This window comes from Candidatus Merdisoma sp. HCP28S3_D10 (assembly GCF_052065835.1).
In the GTDB taxonomy this organism is placed as follows: Bacteria; Bacillota; Clostridia; order Lachnospirales; family Lachnospiraceae; genus Laedolimicola.
The window spans coordinates 251,668-271,267 of the sequence record NZ_JBQHTG010000001.1 but is presented as its reverse complement, the minus strand read 5'-3'; the positions used below and the strand labels follow the sequence as shown (position 1 = coordinate 271,267).

Sequence of the window (19,600 nt, the reverse complement as noted above, 5' to 3'; positions counted from 1 at the left end):
AAATGGAATTTGATCAGATGTTACAGCTCATTGACCGGGTCTCCGGTTCCAACCTGGACAGCTTTGTCTATGAGCAGAACGGAATAAAGCTGAAGCTGGAAAAGAAGAAGCAGAAAATACAGGTGAGCCGGGAGACCGGAAGTGTCGAGATGATAGAGGCGGAAGCGGCAGAGCGTCCGGAAGCCGCAGGCGGAGCTCCGGAAGCAGAGACGAAGAAAATCGCGTCTCCTCTGGTGGGCGTCTTTTATACCGCCCCGGCAGAGGACGCGGAACCCTTTGTAAAGCCGGGAGACTGGGTAAAGAAGGGCCAGGTGGTCGGTATCGTAGAGGCCATGAAGCTGATGAATGAGATTACCAGCGATTACGACGGCGTAATCCGCAAGGTTTGCGCAGAGAACGCAGAGGCCGTAGAGTACGGACAGCCGCTGTTTCTGGTGGAGGAGGCGTAGGAATGAAACATCTGGATATTAATGAAATCAAAAAAATCATTCCCCACCGCCACCCCTTTCTGCTGGTGGATTACATCGAGGATTACGAGCCCGGCGAATTCGCCACAGGCTATAAATGCGTCAGCTACCGGGAGGACTTTTTCGCAGGTCATTTTCCCCAGGAGCCAGTTATGCCGGGCGTGCTGACCGTGGAGGCCTTGGCTCAGGTAGGGGCGGTGGCGATCCTGTCCCTGCCGGAAAATCAGGGAAAAACGGCGTATTTCGGGGCCATTGATAAATGTAAATTTAAGGGAAAGGTGGTTCCCGGTGACAAGCTTCGCCTGGAGACCCGAATCATCCGGCGGAAGGGCCCGGTGGGTGTAGGCGAGGCCGTGGCCAGCGTGGACGGCCGGGTCGTGGTCCGCGCGGAGCTGACCTTTATGATTGGATAAGGAGTTTCGTATGATTAGGAAAGTGCTTGTGGCAAACCGCGGGGAAATCGCGGTGCGTATCATCCGGGCCTGCCGGGAGATGGGAATCGAGACGGTGGCCGTCTATTCCGAGGCGGATCGGGAGGCGCTCCACGCCAAGCTGGCGGACGAGGCGATCTGTATCGGCCCGGCGTCTCTGGCGGACAGCTACCTGTCCATGGAGAAAATCATCAGCGCCACGATTATTTCTGGCGCGGACGCTATCCATCCGGGCTTCGGTCTCTTATCCGAGAACAGCCGGTTCGCGGAGCTCTGCGAGAAATGCGGGATTATCTTCGTAGGCCCCGGCTCCGACGTGATTGCGAGACTGGGCAATAAGCAGGAGGCCCGTAATACCATGACGGCGGCGGGCGTTCCGGTGATTCCGGGTACTGAAGAAGCCGTTTTTGATCCGAAAAAGGGCGCCGAGGAAGCGGCCCGTATCGGCTATCCGGTCATGATTAAGGCGGCTCTGGGCGGCGGCGGCAAGGGAATGCGCGTGGCGGAAAATCCGGAGGAATTTGAGAAGAATTTTCTGCTGGCCCAGACGGAGTCCCGTCAGGCCTTCGGCGACGATTCCATGTATATCGAGCATTTCATCACCCATCCCCGTCATATTGAATTTCAGATTCTGGCGGACAGCTTTGGAAATGTGATTCATCTGGGGGAGCGGGACTGCTCCATTCAGCGGAATCACCAGAAGATGATTGAAGAGGCGCCAAGCGCTGCCCTTTCCGAGAAAATGCGCCGGAAGATGGGCGAGACGGCGGTGCGGGCCGCGAAGGCAGCAGGCTATGTAAACGCCGGAACCATTGAGTTCTTGCTGGAAAAAAACGGAAACTTTTATTTCATGGAGATGAATACCCGGATTCAGGTGGAGCATCCGGTGACCGAGTGGATCACCGGGATCGATCTCATCAAGGAGCAGCTTCGGATCGCTTCGGGAAAAAGGCTTGGGATCACCCAGGATCAGGTGCAGGTGAGCGGCCATTCCATCGAGGTGCGTATCAATGCGGAGAAGCCGGAGGAGAATTTCCGTCCCTGCCCGGGTACGGTGACAGGACTCCATCTGCCCGGCGGCAAGGGCATCCGGATCGATTCCGCTATCTACAGCGGCTATACGATTCCGCCCTATTACGATTCCATGATCGCGAAAATCAGTGTCTGGGCCAGAACCAGGGGCGAGGCGATCCGGAAGATGGAGAGCGCCCTGGGGGAGGTCATCATCGAGGGCGTGGACACCAATGTGAATTACCAGTACGGAATCCTGGAGGACGAGGATTTCCGGAAGGGAAATGTGGATATTGAGTTCATCAACCAACGGGAACAGAAGTATTCATAGGTTAAGGAGATAGAGGAGCAGACGTATTCATATGAATCTGGATCATGTATTTAAAAAGACGAAAAAACGAATCTTCAGCGGCAGCGTCCGGCGTCCGGAGGTACCGGAGGGCCTGCTGGCCCGGTGTAACATGTGCGGCGGCGCTATCGTGGCGGAGGACGTAAGAGAGGGCTATTATATATGTCCCAGATGCAGGGGCTATTTCCGGGTACCGGCCTGGGAGCGGATCGACCGTGTGGCCGACCCGGAGAGCTTCGAGGAATGGGATCCGGATCTGGTGGGCGGCAATCCGCTGGAGTACGAGGGCTATGGGGAAAAGCTGGCGGCTGCCCGCTTGAAAACCCGGCTTCGGGAGGCAGTTGTCACCGGAAAGTGCCGGATTGGCGGCCGGGAAGCGGTCTTAGGCGTTATGGACGGCCGATTTCTCATGGCAAGCATGGGCGAGGCCGTGGGAGAGAAAATCACCCGGGCCGCAGAGCGGGCGACGGATCTTGGCCTGCCGCTCATTCTGTTTACCTGCTCCGGCGGAGCGCGGATGCAGGAGGGCATTCTGTCCCTGATGCAGATGGCGAAGACCAGCGCGGCCCTGAAGCGTCATTCGGACGCGGGGCTTCTCTATATCACCGTGCTCACCGACCCCACCACCGGCGGGGTGACGGCCAGCTTTGCCATGGAGGGCGATATCATTCTGGCGGAGCCGGGAGCCCTCGTGGGCTTTGCAGGCCCCCGGGTTATCGAGCAGACCACAGGGCAGAAGCTTCCCAAGGGCTTTCAGCGGGCGGAATTCCTGCTTGAGCATGGCTTCGTAGACCGGATTGTGGAGCGCGGGGAGTTGAAAAAGACCTTAAGCGACCTGCTTAAGCTTCATGAAAGGCCTGAGCATGGCGCAGAGAAAGAAAGCACGGCGTCCGGAGCAGGCCGTGCGATGAAGGACAAGCCGGGTGCAGAGCGGACAGCCTGGGAGCGGGTGCTCTTATCCAGGGATAAAAAGCGGCCCCGGGGACACGCCTATATCGAAGCTATGTTTGAGCATTTCTATGAGCTTCACGGAGACCGGCTGTTTGCGGATGACGGGGTGGTTCTCGGCGGAATCGGAAGCTTCCGGGGGCGTCCGGTGACGGTCATTTCCCAGGAAAAGGACTGCAATTTCGGCATGTGCTCCCCGGACGGCTACCGGAAGGCCTTAAGGCTTATGCGCCAGGCGGAGAAATTCAGCCGTCCGGTCATCTGCTTTGTGGATACCCCGGGCGCAGCCTGCGGTATCGAGGCAGAGGAGCGGGGTCAGGGCGAGGCCATTGCCCGGAATATCTATGAGATGTCTGGTCTGCAGGTCCCGGTGCTGACGGTGATCATCGGCGAGGGCGGCAGCGGCGGCGCGCTGGCCCTGGCGGTGGGAAATGAAGTCTGGATGCTGGAAAATTCTGTATATTCCATCCTGTCCCCGGAGGGCTTCGCAAGCATCCTCTGGAAGGACAGCAAGAGAGCCAGACACGCGGCGGACTGTATGCGGCTGACGGCCGCGGATCTGAAGGCGGGGGGCGTCGTGGAGCAGGTGTTCCGAGAGCCGGAGCATTTCACGGAGGAGAACCTCTACCGGGTGACCGGGCCTCTGGAGAAGAAGCTGGCAGAGTTTCTGGAGCATTACGGGAAGCTGACCGGCCCGGAGCTGGCGGCCCACCGATACGATCGGTTCCGGAATATGGGAACCCTGGATCATCAAGAAAAGGAATTGAAAAGAGAGTAAGATGGAGAGAACATTACAAATCGGCGATCTGACCCTTCGAAGACCCATTTTCCAGGGAGGAATGGGCATAGGCGTCAGTCTGGGCGGCTTGGCGGGATCCGTAGCGGCCGCAGGAGGAGCCGGGGCGATCTCGGCGGCCCAGATCGGTTTTCGGGAGCCGGATTTTGATACGAACACCCTGGAGGCCAATCTGCGGGCCATGGAGAAGGAGCTTAAGAAGGCCAGAACAATTGCCGGAGGCGGCGTGGTTGGCTTCAATATCATGGTGGCCATGCAGCGTTACGCGGACTATGTGAAGAAGGCGGTGAAGTGCGGCGCGGATTTTATCGTATCCGGCGCGGGCCTGCCGGTGGATCTGCCGGAATACGCAGCCGGAAGTCCGGTGAAGCTGGGCGTCATCGTCTCCACGGAGAAGTCGGCAGCTGTGATCCTCAAGTACTGGGCCCGGAAATGGAGCCGGGTACCGGATTTCCTCGTAATTGAGGGGCCAAAGGCCGGAGGCCATCTGGGCTTTACCCGGGAGCAGCTGGCGAGCTTCGACGGGGAAGCCTACCGCGGGGAAGTAAAGAAGATTCTGGGGAAGCTGCGGAAATACGAGGAACGCTTTGCCAGAAAGATTCCAGTGGTCTTAGGCGGCGGGATCAGCGACCGGACGAAGGCGGATCAGGCCTTTGCCCTGGGCGCGGACGCCATTCAGGTGGCCAGCCGTTTCGTGACTACAGAGGAGTGCGACGCGGACGACCGCTACAAGCAGGCTTATCTGAACGCACGCAGGGAGGACGTCATGCTGATCAAAAGTCCGGTAGGGATGCCGGGCCGGGCCCTTCGGAACACCTTTGCAGACCGGGTGATGGGCGGGGAGAAGATACCTCCCAGGCGGTGCCGGGGCTGTATCCGGGGCTGTAAGCCTGCGGAAATTCCCTACTGTATCACTGAGGCTCTTATAAACGCGGTCAAGGGCGATACGGAGAACGGCCTTCTCTTTTGCGGCGCAGACGCCTGGAAGGCAGAGCGGCTGGAAACCGTACAGGAAGTGGTGGATTCCCTGCTTTCCTAAACGCCGGATTTGTGCTATAATAAAATCTGTATGTGCAGAAATAACTGCATATACAGATTTTTTTAGTGGAAGAAATACAGGAGAGCTCATTTTGAATTTATTTTCCCAGAATCACAATAAACGCACCCGTTTCACCCGCATGTGTATCGGTGAGGCGGTTTTTGCCCTGATGGACAAAAAGGAATACGATAAAATCAAGGTGTCGGATATCGTAAAGCGGGCCGGAGTATCCCGGGTCACCTTTTACCATTATTACGACACCAAGGAGGAAGCACTGACGGACTTCTTCCACGAGATTGTAGCGGATTATATCCGGGAATGCCGGGAGGAAAAGGTGGGACGCTTCCATGACAGGAGCAGCATTATCCACGCCCTCCGGTACTTCGACCGCTATGGGACGTTTATCCTGAAGCTGGTGGACGCCCGACTTCACTATATCGTGCAGGACGCCATGAACGACTACCTGATCAAGCGGATTATGCCCCATTACAAAATTCCCCCCTATGAGCTCTATTTCTACGGAGGGGCCCTGCTGAACGTCTTTATTCAGTGGGAGAAAAACGGAAAGAGGGAGCCTGTGGAAATGATCGCGGACCAGATCACCTCCCAGCTCTGAAAAGGAGAAACCACGTGCAGTTTTTATATGAGATCCCCCCAGAGTTCTGGAGTTTGTTCCGGTCGGGGAACCGGGACGTATACATCGAGGCTCTGCTGGCCATCAATGACGAATACCAATACAACAATTATTTTCTGAGCAAAGAGGCGTGCTTCCAGATTCTGACAGATATGTGCCGGGAGTCGGTCTCCCATTTTGAGCGGGAGGAGGACGAGACGGAGGAGGAAGAGCGCAGCGCCCTGCCGGGACGGATCCTGAACTGGCTTCTGCGCCACAAATGGCTGCGCCGGGTGGAGGATTACACCACCATGACGGTCCATATCGTGATTCCCGATTACGCGGCGGTTCTCATAGACGCCTTCGACCGTCTGGTCCATGAGCAGATTGAAGAGACGGGGGTTTATATCCAGAATGTGTACGCGACCCTCTTTTCCTTTAAAAACGACAGGCGCAAGAACCTGTCCATGCTGCGGACGGCACTGGTCAATACGAAAAAGCTGAATAAGGCCCTGCAGGATATGCTTCACAATATGGATAAGTTTTTCGGACGCCTGCTGGAGCAGAAGAACTATAAGAATCTGTTAAAGGAGCACCTGGACGGCTTTGTGGAGACGGCGGTCCAGCAGAAATACCATATTCTGAAGACCAGCGATAATTTCTATATCTATAAAATGGATATCAAACGGTGTCTGCAAAGGCTCCGGGAGGAGCCGGAGCTGACCGGCGAAAAGGAAGCGGAGATGCTGGATCTGGTGGATCAGATCGAGCGGGGCTTCGACGACATCGAGCACCGGATCGCCAATATGGACCGGGAGCACAGCAAGTATATCCGGGCCACCGTCAGCCGCCTGAATTATCTCTTAAGCGACGAGACCGAGCGCCACGGCCTGCTGGTACAGCTTCTGAACCGGCTGGGAGCCGAACAGGGGCAGGAGGAGCAGGAGAAAAAGCTGGCGGAAGTGGCGGAGCGGATGCAGCTTACCGGATTTTCCGTGCTGCATGAGCAGCCTCTGTACCGGCAGCGGAGAAGAAGGCGGTTCGAGGACGATCTGACCGAGGAAGAGAAGCCGGCGGAGATGTCCCGGGAGGAGATCCTGAAGCTGAACCAGATCCGCCACCGGTTTACCAGAAAAGAAATCGAGGATTTCATCGATGCCCGGATGGAGGACGGAGTGCTGGAGACCAGCCGCCTGAAGCTTCATAGCGAAGAGGATTTTGAAAAGCTGATTCTGGCCTATGACCTGGCGGTGCGGCGCAACAGTCCCTACCGGGTGATGGTCCAGGAGGAACAGCTGGAAGAAAATGGATACCGATACCCGAAGATGGCGTTTTTCCCGAGAAATCAGGAAAAAGCAGAACAGGAAAAGGAAGATTAGGAAGTAAAGATATGCTAGAACAATACGGGGAATGGAATACCCAGGAACAGGAAACCATGCAGGAGGTCGTCCGGCGGCTGCTGACCCAGACCTTTCTCTTGGAGCGGAAATACGATAAAAAGAGCGGACGGATGGTATCGGATCGGGAGTATGAATTCTGTGCGGACCATCTGGATTTTCTGACGGATTATTTTGCCGTAGCCGGCGTCACGGTCCGGCAGAACGAGGAGCTGGGGATTATCTATATCCGGGGCGCGGAGAAGGCGGGCGATCGGCTGACGAAGCTTACGACCCTGTATCTTTTGCTTTTAAAGCTCATCTATGATGAAAAGATGGCGGCGGTGTCAAACAGCACACAGGCCTTCACTACCGTGGGAGAGCTGAACGGAAAGCTGGGCGAATTCCGCCTAATGCGGGGGCTGCCCTCCCTGACGGAGCAGAAGCGGGCGTTTGCCGCCCTGCGGAAATATCAGCTGGCGGATCTGCTGGACGGCCTGGAGGAAATGGGCGAGTCCTGCAGAATCCTGATTTACCCCAGCGTCAACCTGGTGCTCCTAAGAGAGGACGCGGCGGAGCTGGTAAGGACATTTGAGGAGACAAAAGAGGAGTCGGAAGATGGAACAGCAGACACAGGCTTATAAAATATTTACCAAGATTGGGCTCAATAACTGGCATTACATCGACCGGAAGGTGTTAAGCCTGAATGAAAGCATCAACTTTTTTACGGGACATTCCGGAAGCGGAAAGTCTACGGTCATTGACGCCATGCAGATCGTACTGTACGCCAATACGGACGGCCGGGGCTTCTTCAACAAGGCGGCGGCGGACGATTCCGACCGGAGCCTGATCGAGTACCTGCGGGGCATGATCAATATCGGCGAAAATAACCAGATTTCCTATCGGAGAAATAAAAATTTTTCTTCCACGATTGTGCTGGAGATGGAGCAGAGCGCCACGAAGGAGAAGGAATGTATCGGCGTAGTTTTTGATGTGGATACGGCTACCAACGAGATCGGCCGTCTGTTTTTCTGGCACAGGGGCGGTATGCTTCCGGGGGACTACCGGACCAAGGAGCGCACCATGACCATCAGTGAGGTGCGGGAATATCTGCAGAAAAACATGGAGCGGGAGGAGTACTTTTATACCTCCAACAATGAGCATTTCCGGCGGAATCTCTACGACGTCTATCTGGGCGGCCTGGATATGGAGAAGTTTCCGCGGCTTTTTAAGCGCGCGATTCCTTTCCGCATGAACATACGACTGGAAGATTTTGTAAAAGAATACATCTGTATGGAGCAGGATATCCACATCGAGGATATGCAGGAGAGCGTAAGGCTCTATGGACGCATGTGCCGGAAAATCGAGGCCGCCATGGGCGAGATCGCGGAGCTGAACCGGATCGAGGAGCAGTACCGGGCCTTCGAGGAGGGACAGGAGCAGCTGGCGGGACTTCATTACCGGCAGGAGAAGCTCCGGGTGCTGCAGCTTCAGGAGGAGATCCGGAAGACCCAGGAGCAGCTGGGACTGTGGCAGGCAGATCTGGAGCTTCTTAGGGAAAAGGAACAGGAAAGTGAGCATCAGTTGGCGGATCTGGAGCAGCAGTACCACGAGATCAATATGCAGCTGACCGATACGGGCTACGCGCTTTTAGAGGAGAAGCTTCACAGCCTGGAGGACGCGTCTGCCCGCCTGGGACGGAGCGAGGAAAAATGGAAGGCGCTGTCCGCCCGACTGGCAGCCTGGGAGGACGTGGAGAGCGTGTCCAATCAGGCCCTGAATGATATGGATAAATTCCGGGACGGAAGGATTACAGCGGAGGAAATCGCCCGGCTTAAGAAATCACTGGCCGGAGTCCACGGGGAAGCGGACAGCGAACAGCGCGAGGCGGCTTCGGAGCTGCGGGGCCTGAAAAAAGAGGCCAGGCTGCTCGAAGGGGAGCTTGGGGAGCTGCGCTCTGGAAAAACCTCTTACCCCAGGGAGCTGACCCTTGCCCGGTCGGAGATCGAGCAGCAGCTTTACGAGAAGCTGGGAAAGCGGGTGCAGGTGCGGATTCTGGCGGATCTTCTGGAGATTCGCGATGAGAAATGGCGCAACGCCGTGGAGGGCTTCCTGGCATGGAACAAACTGGCCCTGATGGTGGAGCCGAAGTACGTGAAGGCTGCCATGGAGGTATACGAGGGCCTGGATCCGAAGAAATACTGGCGGGTATCCGTGGTGGATACGGAGCGCCTTACGAAAGAGGAACGGCAGGTGAAGCCGGGCGCGCTGGCAGAGGAGGTAAAGGCCGGGGAGACTTACGTCAAGGCTTATGTGGATTTCCTTCTGGGAAATGTGCAGAAATGTGAGAATACGGAAGAACTCAGATCCTGCCGGACAGGCGTGACCGCGGACTGCCGTCTGTACCAGAACTATCAGCTGCGCCGTCTGAACCCGGACAATTACACCAAGTACGCCTACATTGGCGAGAAGAGTAAGCAGCAGCGGCAGAAGGAGCTTTTGGCCCAGCTTGAGCGTCTTCAGGAGAAGCTGGCCCGGTATCAGAAGGCGGAGGCGTTGGCCCAGGAGATTCTCTCCCTGGAGTATTTGCCGGATACCACAGAGGAATATCAGAGCCTTCTGGAGGATGTGAAGGAAAAGCAGCAGAAGGAACAAGAGCTTGGAGAGCTTAAGGATCGGATGGAAGAGCTGAATTCCGGTATCGTGGAGGAATTAAAAGCAGGCCGGACGGAGATCACCGGAAAGCAGAATGCGGTCCGGGAGGAGCTTGACCGGATAAAACGACAGATTTGGGAAAAGGAGCGCGCCCTGGAGAACGGAAGCGCCGGACTGACCGGGAAAAACGAGGAGCTTCTGAACGCCCAGAGTACGCTTCGCGGCTCAGACCGGGACGAGGAAGCCTTTGGGGCTTATATCGAGGAATACCGAAACCCACGCTACGCAAAGCTTCTGGAGGAGACGGCGGAAGCCATGGAGCAGGCGGAAGCCGCCTGTGAGGAACGAAAAGACCGTCTGGTGGAGGTCCGGACGCTGTATCTTAGGAACCACCCCCAGCGGGATTTCTCCGCGTCAGCGGAGAATAACGAGGATTACCGGAAGCTGCTCTCGGAGCTTCAGTGCGGAGAGCTGGAGGAATACCGGAAAAAGGCGGGCGCCCAGGCCAAATCTGCGGTGGAGCATTTCAAAGAGGACTTTATCTACAAGATCCGAAGCGCCATCCGGGAGGCCTATGTACGCCGGGACGAGCTGAACCGGATTATCCGGAACCTGGATTTCGGCAAGGACCGTTATCAGTTCCGCATTGGCCGCAGCAAAGGCCGGGACGGGGAATTCTACGATATGTTCATGGACGAGGATCTGAATATCGATCCGTCTGCCCTGTCGCCCTCCGTGGAACATCAGATGAACCTGTTTTCCATGAGCCACGAACATAAATACGGCCACATGATCCGCGAGCTTCTGGATCTCTTCATTCCGCCGGAAAACGCTACGGCCGCGGAATTGGAAGAAGCAAGGAAAAATATGGAAAAATATGCGGATTACCGGACCTATCTCTCCTTTGAGATGGAGCAGATCGTGGAGGGCGACGAGCAGCGTCTGGTCATCGGCCTCAGCAAAATGATCAAGAAGAATTCCGGAGGCGAGGGTCAGAACCCGCTGTACATCGCGCTTCTGGCAAGCTTCGCACAGGCTTACCGGATCAATCTGTCCGCCCGGGCGTCCAGACGTCCCACCATCCGTCTGGTGGTGCTGGACGAGGCCTTTTCCAAGATGGACGCGGAGAAGGTGGCAAGCTGTATCGATCTGATCCGGAGTCTGGGCTTCCAGGCCATCATCAGCGCCACCAACGATAAGATTCAGAACTACATTGAAAACGTGGACAAGACCTTTGTGTACGCAAACCCCAACAAGAAAAATATTTCGATTCAGGAGTTTGAAAAGAAGGATTTTGGGGAACTGGTAACAGAGGAGTAAGAGGAAAACCGGAAAGGGGAAGGTATGAGAAGAGAAAAGAAGGAACGCGCAGAGCGGCCCGGAAAGCGGGTAGGATTTAAGACCATTCTGCACTTTATCGAGATTCTGGCCATTGCGGCGGCCGTGATCTTCGTGACGGCGAAGGTGACGGACAAAAATGAGCCCAAGCTTACCAATTCTTTTATCAGCAACAAGCTGGAAACCGTCAGCGAGCTGACCACAGCAAAGCTGACCTACAACGGACTGGTCTATTATTCCGACGGGAAGATTCCTTTCCTGACCCAGAAGTCCTACACCATGACCTACCGGTCCGAGGTCCGGGCCGGCGTAGACCTGTCCCAGGCGAAAATCAAGGTGACGGACAGCCAGGTAGAGCTGACCCTTCCGGCCGTGGAGATTCAGGAGGTAACGGTGGATTCCGATTCCATCCAGTTTTACGATGAAAAGGCCGCCCTTCTGAACTGGTCCAAGAAAGATGACGTGGTGGAGAGTATCAACGCGGCGAAAAAGGACGTGGAAGAGAAGGTGGATTATAACAGCCTGAAGGCAGAAGCCCGCGTCCAGACCCAGACGCTTCTCACCGGCCTGTTCGACGGCATCATCGGTGAGCGCCAGCTGGTGGTGAAATTCGAACAGTAGGGAAAAATAAGGATGGCATTTGTGAATGTATTCGGAAATGTCATCCTTTTTCGATGGAAGGATATCTAATTCAGTCTAAAATAACAGGTATTCTTCCCTCTTCCTTCTTTTTTCAACTCTCCGGCTGCGACCAGTTTACGCAAGGCTCCCTCAATGGAGCTGTCACTGAGCGTTGGGCAAAGTTCGCGGATGTCCTGCTTATTGAACCGTCCGATTCTATTCTTGCTTGCTCTGCGCACCATTTCCAGTGCGGGCAACTTGGTTTCTACAAGCGCCACACGATCCGCAAAGTCCTTATACGCCGCAAGGATCATTCCCAGCAGGTACTTGATGAAAGGCACTACATCCTCGGTGCCTTCATGCCAGTCGGTTTGCGCCTGCGCAAGCGCATCGTAGTACAGATCCTTGTTTTTGGCGATTTTAGCTTCAAGGGAGATGTACTTTCCGACATAAAAACCGTTTCGGTACAGAAGCAGCGTCGTGAGCAATCTGCTCATTCTTCCGTTGCCGTCATTGAAGGGGTGGATGCACAGAAAATCGTGGATGAAAACCGGAATCGCAAGTAACGGTTCCAATTCCATATTTCCAATCACACGGTTGTATTCCTCACAAATTCTGTCCAGCGCTTCCTGCGTTTCGTAAGAGGCGAGCGGCGTGAACAGCGTTTCCACATGACCGTCCGGATAGGTGGCTGTGATATAATTCTGCACGCTTTTTGTGCGGCCCGTAAGCGGGTTATTCATGTGGTTGTACAGGATTTTGTGAAGCTGTAGAATGTAGTTCTGCGTGATTGGAATCGCATCAAAGCTCTCATGAATAATACTTAGCACATCGCGGTATCCAGCAATTTCCTGCTCATCCCGGTTCCGCGGCGTGGTTTTTTCCTCGACAAGCTGCCGGATTCGGGTACTCGTGGTGACGATGCCCTCGATGGCATTCGATGCCTCGGTGCTCTGTATCTTAGCGATCTCCACAAGCTTTTCGAGGTCTTCCGGGCGCTGCTTCAAATACAGTTCCTGCTTTCCGGCTTCCTTGTATATGGCTGCAATCAGGCCAAGAACATCCGAGTCCCATTTCTGTTCCTTGATTGCGGAGTAATTGAAGGTTCTCATTCCCGTACCTCCTTTCGGTTTCCCTTAAATGATAATGCAAAATAAGGGAATAGTCAATAAACTGTGCCATAAATCCCTTACTATTATGCCTATATTAAGGGATTTATACAAGAATTGACATAATCAAAAAAGAAAAGCCCGAAAGCATTCCGCTTTCAGGCTTCTTAGCAGGGGATGAGAGAATCGAACTCCCACTAAGGGTTTTGGAGACCCCTGTCATGCCATTTGACCAATCCCCTGTATCAAACGTGCTTAATATTTATATCATGAAAAGGGGTGGAATGTCAAGCATTATTTTAAAAATAAGTGAAATTTGAAAAATTTGAGAAAAATAAAGGAAGATATTGTCAAAATTACTATAAATTGGTAAAATAGCAGTGCCGATAAAAGGTATGTCGTGTGAAAAAGGCGCATATCCGGTCGGCACTGTTTTCTTATGAAACAGGATTCATTTTACACGATATGCAGCGCGGTGTCTTCCGCGGCTGTTCACGAAAGATAAAGGTCTGGATTTCAGTTCGAAATCAACACACCCAAAGTACGCCCAAGGGCGAAGTATGCAAAAATGATTTGTCCTTCATGTTTGGAGTTACGATGAATCTGTACGAGCATCAGAGTACTTGGAATGAAAACATGCCGCTGCGGGGATTTTTCTACTTCTCGGAGTTATATCAGCGGTACTTGAAAAGGCAAAACATTAAGCTTACAGACGAGAAAAAGCCAGTGATGGTTCCATTCCCCAAGTATGTGGTTTTTTATAACGGAACAGCAAATATGCCGGATCGAGTGGAAATGAAGCTTTCTGACTGTTTTTTAAAACCGGATCGGGAAGAAGGAGAACCTTGTCTGGAGTGTAAAGCGACCGTATTGAATATCAATGCGGGCCGGAATAATGACATGATGCGAAAATGCCGTAGATTATCAGACTATGCGGAGTTCATCGCGCAGATTCGCTGGAAGATGGATGAAGGCTGGTCCCTGGAAGAGGCAACGGAGATTAGCATCAAGCGGTGCATTGACAGGGGAATACTGGAAGATATCCTGACAAAACATGGAACGGAGGTGTGCAGGATGATACTGACAGAGTATGACGAACAGGAAGAACGGGAATATCAGAGAGCAGAAGGCCGTGCAGAGGGCCGTGCAGAGGGCCGGGAGTTAGGCTTGGTGGAAGGCCGTGCAGAAGGTCGGGAATTAGGCCGTGTGGAAAATATGCTTTCTATGATTCAAAAGAAGTGTGCAAAGGGGAAATCGCTGGCCCAGATCGCGGATGAATTGGAAGAAGACATAGGGGTCATCCATCCACTGTATGATTTGGTTGTGAAATACCCGGATAAGACGGCAGAAGAATTGCTGAAGCTTAGATAAATCGTATTTCCAATCTGCCGCGCATGTGTTATAATAATTACAACTGAGAAAAATTACGAAATATGGAGGAGAAAAATATGGCAGCATTAACCATTGACGCAGACGAGGAAAAGCGTCTGAAGGGACTTGGATTTTTAAATAACAGAGGTACAGACAGCTTTTCTGCCCGTGTCCTCACCGTAAACGGAAAAATAACGGCGGCCCAGCAGCGATGCCTGGCAGAGGCGGCAGAGCAGTTCGGAAATGGCAACCTGACCTTTACCACCCGTCTGACCGTGGAGGTACAGGGAATCCCCTACGAAAAGATCGGGGCGTTTCAGGAGTATATCGCAAAGGAAGGCCTGGAGACCGGCGGAACCGGTCCGAAGGTGCGCCCTATCGTATCCTGTAAGGGAAGCACCTGCCAGTATGGCCTGCTGGATTCCTTTGCCATTTCGGAGGAAATCCATGAGCGCTTCTATAAGGGCTATCACGATGTAAAACTGCCCCATAAATTCAAAATCGCGGTAGGCGGCTGCCCCAATAACTGCGTGAAGCCCAACCTGAACGATGTGGGAATCATCGGCCAGAGCATTCCGAATTTTGATAAGGAAGCCTGCAAGGGCTGTAAAAAGTGTGCCGTGGAGGCAGTCTGTCCTATGGGCGCTGCCAAGGTTGTGGACAAGAAGCTCCAGATCGATCCGGAGCTTTGTATCCATTGCGGACGCTGCCGCGGCAAATGTCACTTTGACGCCATGAAGGAAAGCACCTATGGATTCAAGATCTATATCGGAGGCCGCTGGGGAAAGAAGATTTCCCATGGTCGGGCTCTTAGTAAGATCTTTACCTCCAAGGACGAGGCTCTGGACGTGATCGAACGGGCGATTCTGTTCTTCCGGGATCAGGGACAACCGGGAGAGCGCTTCGCGGAAACCATCGAGCGTGTCGGCTTTGAGAAGGTAGAAAAAGCACTGCTGGGTTGAAATGGGAAACCCAGGGGGGTATATTTTATTGACGAAAGTCTGTCTGTATGCTAAACTGACTAAGACGAAAAACGCAGAGAGTATGCCTTGAGCATAAAACAGGGGAATCAGGTGAAAGGCCTGAGCGATCCGGTCACTGTAAGCAGCTTGTCTGCAAAGCCAGGCTACCTGATCTTTGCGGCAATGGACAGGCTTCCGTGGAAAGTGGTTCCGGATATATTTGGCGGCGGGATAAGAGAAAATCCCCTGCCGATGATAAGGAGAGATCTGTCGATACAGATCTCTTTTTTAATTTACAGATGCATGAGGAGAAAAAGATGTTAAACCAGTTTTCAAGAACTGAATTATTACTGGGAAAGGAAGCCATGGAGCTTCTTAAGGAAGCCCGGATAGCCGTCTTTGGTATCGGCGGCGTGGGCGGTTATGTGGTGGAGGCCCTGGTCCGGAGCGGCGTAGGGGCTTTCGATCTGATTGACGACGATAAGGTATGTCTGACGAACCTGAACCGTCAGATTATCGCTACCCGGAAAACCGTAGGACAGTACAAAACCGACGTGATGAAGGAGCGGATTCTGGATATCAATCCGGATGCTCAGGTGGAGACGCACCGGTGCTTCTTCCTTCCGGAGAATAAGGAACAGTTTGATTTTGCCAGCTATACCTATGTGGTGGACGCCATTGACACGGTCACTGCGAAGATTTCTCTGGTGGAGGAATGTGAAAAGGCTGGTGTACCCCTTATCAGCAGTATGGGCGCAGGCAACAAGCTGAACCCTTTCCTGTTTGAGGTGGCGGATATTTACCAGACCAGCGTGTGCCCGCTGGCGAGAGTGATGCGGCGGGAGCTGAAGAAACGGGGGATTCCGAAGTTGAAGGTGCTTTATTCCAGAGAGAAGTCGGTGTGCCCCATTGAGAACGGGGAAGTAAGCGGGGAATGCCCGCAGCGGCGATCGGTTCCCGGCTCTACTGCGTATGTACCGTCCGTAGCCGGACTTTTAATCGCAAGCGAAATCATAAAAGACCTGACGGAGGACGCCATGAACCGCGCCCGTGCCGCCCAGGAGCAGGAGGAAAGATAAATGAGTGGAAAATTATATGGTATCGGTGTGGGCCCGGGCGATCCGGAGCTTCTGACACTGAAGGCGAAGCGGATTCTGGACGGGGCAGATGTGATCGCCGTTCCCGTAAAGGAGTCCGGCGAACTGAGCACCGCGCTGGAGATTATCCGTCCGGTGGTGGATCTGGAGAAGAAAGAGCTCCTGGAAGTGGTATTCCGGATGGCGAAGGACACAGAGGAGCGGAAGAAATGCCGGGCAGCCGTAGGCGAGCAGATGACGGCAGAGCTTTCCAAGGGAAAGAATATCGCTATGATCACCCTGGGCGATGTGTCTGTATACAGCACCTATATATATGTCAATCAGTATGTGGCGGAGCATGGCTTTGAAACGGAGATCATTCCGGGTATCCCCTCCTTCTGCAGCGGAGCAGCTGCGGCAAAGCTGCCCCTGATGGAGGGAAATGAATCCCTGGTCATCGTGCCCTCTGTTCGTTCCGGACAGGAGGTGGAGGACGCCATCGCCCATTACGACAACGTGGTGGTTATGAAGGCCGGAGGCAGTATTCCGAAGCTTCTGGAGCTGATGGAAAAGCATGGACGCAGCAGAGCGTGCGCTACCGTGATCAGCTGCGTAGGCATGAAAGACGAATATATCGGACCGATGGATCCGGAGAGAAGCTACAGTTACTTTACAACCGTAATTATCAAGAGAGAGAAGAGGTAGAGCTATGGTATCATTTATCGGTGCAGGCCCGGGCGATCCGGAGCTTTTGACAATCAAGGGAAAGAAACTCATCGACAGCGCGGATATTATCATTTACGCAGGCTCCCTGGTGAACCCCCAGGTGCTGGCAGACGCGAAGGAGGGCGCGCAGATTTATAACAGCGCCACCATGACTCTGGAAGAGGTACTGTCTGTTATGAAGGAAGGCGAGGACAAGGGTCTGAAGGTAGTCCGGGTACATACGGGTGATCCGGCAATCTTCGGGGCGCACCGGGAGCAGATGGACGCCCTTTCTCGCATGGGGATCGAGTATGAAGTCATTCCGGGCGTCAGCTCCTTCCTGGCAACCGCGGCGGCCCTGAAGAAGGAGTATACCCTGCCGGGCGTGAGCCAGACGGTGATCCTGACCCGGATGGAGGGAAGAACTCCCATGCCGGAGGGCGAGAAGCTTGCAGATCTGGCAAAGCACCACGCCACCATGATCATTTTTCTGAGTATCGGTATGATGGACGAGCTGTCCGCTACGCTTCGGAAGGAATACCGACCGGACACACCGGTAGCTGTGGTATATAAGGCAAGCTGGCCGGAGCAGAAAATCGTACGAGGAACCCTTCTGGATATCGCCCAGAAGGTAAAGGAAGCAGGCATTACCAAGACTGCCCTGACGGTGGTAGGCGATTTTCTGGGAGACGACTACGAGCTGTCCAAGCTTTATGATAAGACCTTTACCCACGAATTCCGGAAGGGAGTCAGAGAGTCATGAGTATCCGGCTTATCAGCATCAGCCATAAGACGGCGCCGCTGGAGGTCCGGGAGCTGTTCGCTTTTACGAAAGAGAAGCAGGCAGAGCTTGGAAGAATTCTCCGGGAGGAAGGCGGAGCGGCAGAGAGCGTTATTATCGCTACCTGCAACCGGACGGAGATCTACACTTATTTTGACGCGGCCCAGGATAAAAAGAAAAATGTATTTACCAGGCTGCAGGAGCTGATTCTCCGGGAGTCCGGGGCAGTAGCCTTAAAGGAGGACGTATCGGATTATCTGCGCTTTTATCAGGATCGGAAGGCGGTTCATCATCTGCTTTCCGTGACCGCGGGACTGGATTCCATGGTAGTGGGGGAGGATCAGATCCTCGGCCAGGTGAAGCAGGCCCATGGATTGGCCCAGGAGACCGGCAACAGCGGGAAATACCTGAATACCCTGTTCCGCTATGCGGTGACCTGTGCCAAAAGAATCAAGACCGATACGGAGCTGTCCAAAACCTCCGTATCCACGGCAACCCTGGCGGTAAAAGCGGCAGAGGAGGCCTTCGGCGGAAGCCTGGAGGGAAAAAACGTCATGGTTATCGGCGGTACCGGACAGATTGGCGGTATCGTGCTGAAGAACCTGTACAGTCTGAAGGGGCTGCGGATCTACAGCACCCTCCGCAATGTGACCCTGACCCATGACGCCCACAGAAAGAGCGAGTCCGATACGGTGATTGATTATAAGGAGCGCTACGATTATATCGACGACATGGACGTCATTATCAGCGCCACGGCCAGCCCCCATTATACGCTGACCGGAACGAAGGTGAAGGAGCGTCTGCGGACGGATAAGACGAGAGTCTTTGTGGATCTGGCGGTTCCGGTGGATATCGAGGAAAGCATTGCGGAATTCCCCCACACCTTTTTCTATAATATGGACGACTTCACGGAGTTAGCGGAAGCTAACAACAGGGCGAAGAAGGAAGCAGTCCAGCAGGCGGGAGAGATTCTGGAGGAATACGAAGAGGATTTCATGTGCTGGATGATTTTCCAGCAGGCGGTACCGAGGCTTCAGGAGGTAAAGCAGTGGATGGAGGAGGAAGCAGAGAAAAAGGGCTTCGGAAAAGCCATCGACAAGCTGTTTTACCGGATTCGGGAGAACGCGGATCCGGAGGAGCTGGAGGCCTTTGTAAACTGCCTCCGGGAGCCGGAAAAATAAATGTTTATCATAGAAAATGGAGAATACAATGGGAAAATTATATGTGGTGGGCTTCGGCCCCGGCGGTTACGAGCATATGACTGCCAAATGTATCGAGGTTATCAATCATGCGGATATTATTACAGGCTATACCACCTATGTGGATATGCTGAAGGAGTTCTTCCCGGATAAGAATTATCTGGCGACTCCCATGATGCAGGAGGTCAAGCGCTGCCGGATGGCGGTAGAGGAAGCCATGAAGGATCAGACTGTGGCCATGGTCAGCTCCGGAGACAGCGGTATCTACGGCATGGCGGGTATCATTTACCAGGTGGCAGAGGAAATGAACGCGGACATCGAGATTGAGACGGTGCCGGGCGTGACCGCGGCCAGCGCGGCAGCCTCGGTTCTGGGCGCGCCCCTGATGCACGATTTTGCGGTGATCAGCTTAAGCGATCTGATGACCCCGCTGGATCTGATTATGAAGCGCGTGGACTGCGCGGGCCAGGGCGACATGATTGTCTGCCTGTACAATCCCAAGAGCAAAAAGCGCACAACCTATGTGGAGCAGGCGGCGGAAATTCTGCTGAAATACCGGAAGCCGGAGACGCCGGTGGGAATTGTGCGCCATGCGGGCCGCAAGGAGGAGAGTAAGCAGATTACTACGCTGGCAGAGTTTAAGAATGCGGAGATCGATATGTTCAGCGTGGTGATTATCGGTAATTCCCAGACCTACGTAAGCAAGGGACGTATGATCACACCCAGGGGATACCAGCTGCAGAAATAGGAGAT

General features: G+C 54.1%; 18 protein-coding genes, 1 tRNA gene and 1 riboswitch. Of the genes, 17 read left to right on the top strand and 2 right to left on the bottom strand.

Annotated features, from left to right (window positions below; translation table 11 throughout):
• The first annotated feature begins 2 nt into the window (after nucleotides 1-2).
• From accB to ACTNCH_RS01130, 10 genes are all read left to right on the top strand, one after another.
• Nucleotides 3-449 carry an acetyl-CoA carboxylase biotin carboxyl carrier protein gene (gene accB, locus ACTNCH_RS01175; protein WP_441016132.1) on the top strand — a complete coding sequence of 149 codons (447 nt, stop codon included), beginning with the start codon at nucleotides 3-5 and terminating at the stop codon, nucleotides 447-449.
• Nucleotides 450-451: 2 nt separating this feature from the next.
• The gene (gene fabZ, locus ACTNCH_RS01170) at nucleotides 452-880 is read left to right on the top strand and encodes a 3-hydroxyacyl-ACP dehydratase FabZ (RefSeq protein WP_441015524.1); all 429 of its coding nucleotides are present in this window, start codon (nucleotides 452-454) and stop codon (nucleotides 878-880) included.
• 10 nt (nucleotides 881-890) lie between these two features.
• A complete protein-coding gene (locus ACTNCH_RS01165; RefSeq protein WP_441015526.1) occupies nucleotides 891-2,240 on the top strand; it encodes an acetyl-CoA carboxylase biotin carboxylase subunit in 1,350 nt (449 codons plus the stop codon).
• A 31-nt stretch (nucleotides 2,241-2,271) separates the two neighbouring features.
• Nucleotides 2,272-3,984, top strand: a complete 1,713-nt coding sequence (gene accD, locus ACTNCH_RS01160; protein WP_441015528.1) for an acetyl-CoA carboxylase, carboxyltransferase subunit beta — start codon at nucleotides 2,272-2,274, stop codon at nucleotides 3,982-3,984.
• A gap of 1 nt (nucleotide 3,985) precedes the next feature.
• Nucleotides 3,986-5,041 (top strand): NAD(P)H-dependent flavin oxidoreductase, encoded by a 1,056-nt coding sequence (locus tag ACTNCH_RS01155; RefSeq protein ID WP_441015530.1) that lies wholly within the window; start codon nucleotides 3,986-3,988, stop codon nucleotides 5,039-5,041.
• Nucleotides 5,042-5,132: 91 nt separating this feature from the next.
• Complete coding sequence (locus ACTNCH_RS01150) at nucleotides 5,133-5,657, top strand: TetR/AcrR family transcriptional regulator (RefSeq protein ID WP_441015532.1); 525 nt, start codon at nucleotides 5,133-5,135, stop codon at nucleotides 5,655-5,657.
• A 14-nt stretch (nucleotides 5,658-5,671) separates the two neighbouring features.
• Nucleotides 5,672-7,033, top strand: coding sequence for a Wadjet anti-phage system protein JetA family protein (locus ACTNCH_RS01145; protein ID WP_441015534.1), 1,362 nt, complete (start codon nucleotides 5,672-5,674; stop codon nucleotides 7,031-7,033).
• An 11-nt stretch (nucleotides 7,034-7,044) separates the two neighbouring features.
• Complete coding sequence (locus ACTNCH_RS01140) at nucleotides 7,045-7,674, top strand: DUF4194 domain-containing protein (protein WP_441015536.1); 630 nt, start codon at nucleotides 7,045-7,047, stop codon at nucleotides 7,672-7,674.
• Entirely contained in the window at nucleotides 7,649-11,005 is a 3,357-nt protein-coding gene (locus ACTNCH_RS01135; RefSeq protein WP_441015538.1) for an ATP-binding protein, read from the top strand. The genes ACTNCH_RS01140 and ACTNCH_RS01135 overlap by 26 nt, the downstream gene beginning before the upstream one ends.
• Before the next feature lie 24 nt (nucleotides 11,006-11,029).
• Nucleotides 11,030-11,644, top strand: coding sequence for a DUF4230 domain-containing protein (locus ACTNCH_RS01130; protein WP_441015540.1), 615 nt, complete (start codon nucleotides 11,030-11,032; stop codon nucleotides 11,642-11,644).
• Nucleotides 11,645-11,709: 65 nt separating this feature from the next.
• Here ACTNCH_RS01130 and ACTNCH_RS01125 read toward each other — a convergent pair whose 3' ends face one another.
• Together ACTNCH_RS01125 and ACTNCH_RS01120 are read right to left on the bottom strand one after the other, a co-directional pair.
• Nucleotides 11,710-12,756 (bottom strand): Fic family protein, encoded by a 1,047-nt coding sequence (locus ACTNCH_RS01125; RefSeq protein ID WP_441015541.1) that lies wholly within the window; start codon nucleotides 12,754-12,756, stop codon nucleotides 11,710-11,712.
• 168 nt (nucleotides 12,757-12,924) lie between these two features.
• Nucleotides 12,925-12,995 (bottom strand) — tRNA-Trp (locus tag ACTNCH_RS01120).
• 484 nt (nucleotides 12,996-13,479) lie between these two features.
• On the opposite strand from ACTNCH_RS01120, the gene ACTNCH_RS01115 reads away from it, so the two are divergent.
• From ACTNCH_RS01115 to cobJ, 7 genes are all read left to right on the top strand, one after another.
• Nucleotides 13,480-14,124 (top strand): hypothetical protein, encoded by a 645-nt coding sequence (locus ACTNCH_RS01115; protein ID WP_441038287.1) that lies wholly within the window; start codon nucleotides 13,480-13,482, stop codon nucleotides 14,122-14,124.
• Nucleotides 14,125-14,201: 77 nt separating this feature from the next.
• Entirely contained in the window at nucleotides 14,202-15,086 is an 885-nt protein-coding gene (locus ACTNCH_RS01110) for a 4Fe-4S binding protein (RefSeq protein ID WP_441015545.1), read from the top strand.
• A gap of 61 nt (nucleotides 15,087-15,147) precedes the next feature.
• Nucleotides 15,148-15,276, top strand: a riboswitch (cobalamin riboswitch).
• A 127-nt stretch (nucleotides 15,277-15,403) separates the two neighbouring features.
• Complete coding sequence (locus ACTNCH_RS01105) at nucleotides 15,404-16,165, top strand: tRNA threonylcarbamoyladenosine dehydratase (protein ID WP_441015547.1); 762 nt, start codon at nucleotides 15,404-15,406, stop codon at nucleotides 16,163-16,165.
• Nucleotides 16,166-16,867 carry a precorrin-2 C(20)-methyltransferase gene (gene cobI / locus ACTNCH_RS01100; RefSeq protein WP_441015549.1) on the top strand — a complete coding sequence of 234 codons (702 nt, stop codon included), beginning with the start codon at nucleotides 16,166-16,168 and terminating at the stop codon, nucleotides 16,865-16,867.
• Between the two features lie 4 nt (nucleotides 16,868-16,871).
• Complete coding sequence (cobM, locus tag ACTNCH_RS01095) at nucleotides 16,872-17,630, top strand: precorrin-4 C(11)-methyltransferase (protein ID WP_441015551.1); 759 nt, start codon at nucleotides 16,872-16,874, stop codon at nucleotides 17,628-17,630.
• Nucleotides 17,627-18,829 carry a glutamyl-tRNA reductase gene (gene hemA, locus ACTNCH_RS01090; protein WP_441015553.1) on the top strand — a complete coding sequence of 401 codons (1,203 nt, stop codon included), beginning with the start codon at nucleotides 17,627-17,629 and terminating at the stop codon, nucleotides 18,827-18,829. Before cobM ends, hemA begins: the two co-directional genes overlap by 4 nt.
• Before the next feature lie 28 nt (nucleotides 18,830-18,857).
• The gene (gene cobJ, locus ACTNCH_RS01085; protein WP_441015555.1) at nucleotides 18,858-19,595 is read left to right on the top strand and encodes a precorrin-3B C(17)-methyltransferase; all 738 of its coding nucleotides are present in this window, start codon (nucleotides 18,858-18,860) and stop codon (nucleotides 19,593-19,595) included.
• Nucleotides 19,596-19,600 lie beyond the last annotated feature (5 nt).